A 4,278-nucleotide genomic window follows, 5' to 3' on the forward strand; every position below is an offset into this window, starting at 1 on the left:
TCACAATTACTTAGCTATGTTAGTGATCGCAGCGATAACAATTTGGTTATGATTTATGTTTGCAGACACGCCCTAGTAAGAATCTGGTCAAATGACCATTTACCACGTCATGTTCATGTCTTTAAAGGATCGGGAGAATGTGTCATTAACCTTGTTGGGAAAAACGGCACTCCTGAACTTAGGGAGTTTTATGAATTAAAACGATCTGAAGTAGTCAAAGCTATCCAAATCGTCAGTGAATATCAAGCCCAGTTAATTTCTGAATGGAATAAAGGTGATGTTGTAGATTTGTTAATTGGGCTAAATAAGTCTATAATTAAAGTATTATCAATAATCTCATTTACCTTTAATTATGACTGTTTTCCTGCCCGTCGAATGCCCTTACTGCCACAGCACTGATATCGCCAAACATGGCAAGTCTTCCTACAACGGAAAAACTCGTTATCGTTGTTGTAATGCCGATTGCCCTCATCTGACCTTTAGCCTGAAATTAGATTACCCTGGCAGGAATCCCCAAGTCAAGAAACAAATTTTAGAGATGACTTTTAACGGAAGCGGAGTGAGAGACATTTCACGAACTTTGGGCGTTAGCACTTCAACCGTGATCAAAGAATTAAAAAAAAATCCTCAACCCTTGAATCCGTCAATTCCCAACTCTTAAATCAAATACAGAGCGAACAAGTAGAAGTGGAAATTATTTTAGTTAAAGAAGTTCAAGAAACAGAACAAGAAGAAACATTCAAGGCAGTAGGAATTCAAGAATCCGAACTAGATGAAATGTGGAGTTTTGTTGGAAGGAAAAAGAATCAGCGATGGTTGTGGCACGCCATTGATCGATTAACGGGAAAGGTATTAGCTTATGTTTTTGGACGAAGAAAAGATGAAGTCTTTTTAAAACTGAAAAATTTATTAGCCCCCTTTGGCATCAAAAAATATTGTACAGATGGATGGGGTGCTTATGAACGCAATCTTTCAGCCGAACAGCATGAAATCGGAAAAAAGAAAACACAAAGGATTGAACAAAAACATCTAACACTTAGAACAAAAATTAAAAGTAAGACACGCAAGACAATCTGTTTCTCAAAATCGGAGGAGATGCACGATCTAGTAATAGGGTTATTCATCAATCGCTATGAATTTGGAATCAATATTTAGAAGCTTAGTCACAAATTTACAACACCGCCTTATTGCTGTTTCTAGAAATCTTAAGTTTTTTCAAGATTCTTAATAGAAAGTTTGTTAACGCGGGTGAATCGCTGAATCGTTATCGCCGTTAAGTTTTGGCCACCTTCTTCTTTCTACTACCTTTGCAGTAAATTCTAGTTTAACGAGTGCCGTTGATGTTTCCTATTCCTAAATCGCCATCCTTCAACTGGGGGTTGTAGGCACATAGCTGTCATAGACTGCTTGCATAGTACAAAAGCTTCAGTCAAGTCTCTAAAAATGAAGGTAATTCTTCCTATTAATGCTGGTAGTCTAGCAAAGATGTTGATGGAAAGATTTTTTCCTCATAAAATACCTGTGTATTAAAGTATAGCCTGAGCGCATTTAACTTAATCAACACCTTTGCTGCACTACCTTATTAAGGAATCATGAATAATAGCTAAAATGGTTTGTCCTTGCACCTCTATCGGTAAATTTTGCACCTCACATAACATATTTGCTACTTGCTGAGAATTATTGAACCGAAACATAAGTTTTTCCACTGCCATTTTCCAGTAATTGAATAAGTATGGTAAGACAATAAGTCGATAAACCGTAGATTTAGGGTTAACTAGCCTTTGTACCTGCTCAATGATTGAGACGTGTATTCTCAGGACTTCAAGCAGTGGAGCTATTTCTTGTAGGGTTGCCGCCATCAGCCCAAGAATCTGCAAAATCATATCGGGAGAGATAAGGCTTTGGTACTGGCCCATTAGTTCAACACAAGTTGATTGTTGTAAATGAATTTGATCAATAATTATTGCAGCCGTTGTCCAGAGTGACTGTGATCCAGATATAGCCGAAATTTCGCGACACATTATAGCTAGATCTATTGCTTGACTTCTTGCCAATTCAGGCTGATGAATCGCAAGAGCGGCTATATGAAAAATGATTGGTAGAATCCCAAAAATCAAAGCGCAGCTTTCCGTATATCTCCAAATTTCGTTATTTCTTGGGCCAAGGACTGATTGAATATCAATTCCTGGCTCTAAAATATTCCCACCTAATTGACTCAGTTGATTAAAGGCTACCAGCAATGTTCCTACCTCAACAGCTAAATCAAGAACTTCAGCATAACGATTTTCCAAAACAAGTTGAGGAATAATGTTGCGACCAAGGCTAGTGAGAGGAAGAAATTGTTGTGCTTCCCTAGCCATTTCTATTCCTCTCTTAGCCCAGGCTAGAGCATTTTCATCATTACCAGTTGCCTCAGCGAGGGAAGCTAGTTGAGCCAGTAGAAAGCAATCTCTTGAAGGATTATAGTAATCTACACTTGCTGAGTTTCTATTTAGGAAAATACCTCGTGTTGGCACTGCATAGGTTTCACCAGTTTCAGTACTGTTAGGAGGATTACCCGTTGTTGCGAGAGCATTGAAATAACCAGTGATATGCCCATAAAGAACAAAAAGGTCTTTCCATGTATTTTTATCTCTTCTATACTCCAATAAGTACTCTCCAGCTTGATCCCAAGGTTCAAATGCAGTAGGCAGACCAGTAATTAACCACTTTGCGATGGCAAGCTCACCTAGAGCTTTCACTAATTCGGCTTCAGGAATCTCCTCAGATGACCTTGCAAGATTAACAGCTTGTTGAGCATACTGGATCGCTAAATATGGTTCTTGATCAGAAATAACTTGGCTAAGTCTCAAAAAAGCGTAGAGCCTTAATGAGGGATATGCTTCTGTTGGTTGTGCTAAGGCTTGAGTTAGCCAAGTGATAGCTTCATTATGACGATTAGCAAAAACGAATTGTCGTCCTAGACATTCCTTTAAAAGGAACTGAACACGAGGATCATCAGAGGCATGCGCGATCGCTGACTCAGTAACTTCGACTGCCTGGTTTAAATTCTTGATGTACTCAGCAAGAATAATAACCTCAGAACAAATGGCACACGCCCATAACAATTCCAAACCCAGATTGGAAGAAGACTCTGCTAAGTTATGATTAGCAGCTAATATAGCCTGCCAGTCTTGCTCAACTTCTGGCTTCTCCGATTCCCGCATCCAAAGTTGTTCTGCTACTAATAAACAACCTGCTTCCGTAGCTTTGGTTGAAAATGCCCGTTCCCGTTGCTCAAGGGTTAATTGTTCTAAAGTAGCTATCCAATTTTCAAGCTCTGTTGTATTTTGAATAGTCCTAGTAATTCCCCAAATTAATGACTCAAACGGAACTTCCTGGGGAAGAGATAATTCACTTCCGTCAGGCAGTCTTGCCGTGGAGGAGAAACATAAAGCCACCTGAAAATAGTGATTTAACCGCAAAAAGCCTATTTGACTAGAACACTTGCTAATGAAACTGGCGACAAGCGACATCACCATTCCTGATTCTTGTTCTGTTACCTGCTCCATCAGGTTATCCAAGTCATCAAGGAGATAAATGACAGATTTGCTACGTTTAACGCTAATAGAAATTTGAAAACCACGTACCAGTAACCGAATCCCTAAATTCATTTGCTCAGGTAAAGGTTGTTGTAACCACAGCGCAAGAATACCTCCGTCATCGATTTGAGTTTCGCTCTCTTCCAATCTGAATAAAGCATAAAGTAGTAAGGTGCCTGTTTTGTCAAAGGCTTCTGCAACGGTGAAATGGAATATGGCGTTGAAAGCTTTATATTGGTCTAGTTCATTCCGAACGATGCGTTCACCAAGGGTTAAATGACATTCTTGACGTACAGAAATAGACAAATCCTGGCTACCTAGTGCCTTAACAAGTGGAGAAACCATTAATCGGTTGTTTATGTCGCGCTGAATCCAAACGCCAAGTAAATTATTCAAACGCTGTCGAGGTCGTTCAACACTCGGAGGAACATCTGCCAAAGCTTGCATATCTTCTGTAGAGAAATATCCCAAAACAAGATTGAGGCGATACAAAAGTTCTTGGCTCTGATTATCCTGAATAGCTACCAAAATACGATTAAGAGTTTCTTCATTGACTCCAGTAGTGTGATCACCTCGCAGAAGAGCATCAAATGTTTCTGGAGAGAACTGCCAATTTTGTTTAAGTAGCTATGTAAAATTAATTGTATATTTTTCTCCAAAATATTTGAGAATGTTTTCCACAGCTTCCACTAAAGTT

4 protein-coding genes are annotated in these 4,278 nt (G+C 39.1%); 3 read left to right on the forward strand and 1 reads right to left on the reverse strand.

Annotated features, from left to right (window positions below; all coding sequences use genetic code 11):
- From C7H19_RS24895 to C7H19_RS26605, 3 genes are all read left to right on the forward strand, one after another.
- Window positions 1-399: DUF4160 domain-containing protein (locus C7H19_RS24895; protein WP_219907750.1), on the forward strand; the 399-nt coding region annotated here is incomplete at its 5' end.
- The gene (locus C7H19_RS27335; protein WP_219907751.1) at window positions 353-661 is read left to right on the forward strand and encodes an IS1-like element transposase; all 309 of its coding nucleotides are present in this window, start codon (window positions 353-355) and stop codon (window positions 659-661) included. The genes C7H19_RS24895 and C7H19_RS27335, both read left to right, overlap by 47 nt.
- A 26-nt stretch (window positions 662-687) precedes the next feature.
- The gene (locus C7H19_RS26605) at window positions 688-1,155 is read left to right on the forward strand and encodes an IS1 family transposase (RefSeq protein WP_219907752.1); all 468 of its coding nucleotides are present in this window, start codon (window positions 688-690) and stop codon (window positions 1,153-1,155) included.
- Between the two features lie 419 nt (window positions 1,156-1,574).
- On the opposite strand, the gene C7H19_RS24905 is transcribed toward C7H19_RS26605, so the two are convergent.
- Window positions 1,575-4,109, reverse strand: a complete 2,535-nt coding sequence (locus tag C7H19_RS24905; RefSeq protein ID WP_106459596.1) for a hypothetical protein — start codon at window positions 4,107-4,109, stop codon at window positions 1,575-1,577.
- Window positions 4,110-4,278 lie beyond the last annotated feature (169 nt).

It is taken from the genome of Aphanothece hegewaldii CCALA 016 (assembly GCF_003007785.1).
Taxonomy (GTDB): domain Bacteria; phylum Cyanobacteriota; class Cyanobacteriia; order Cyanobacteriales; family Microcystaceae; genus Chroococcus; species Chroococcus hegewaldii.

Bases quoted from the DNA above. Each gene is read 5' to 3' on its own strand.
- C7H19_RS27335 (WP_219907751.1), top strand. From the start codon at position 353: ATGACTGTTTTCCTGCCCGTCGAATGCCCTTACTGCCACAGCACTGAT.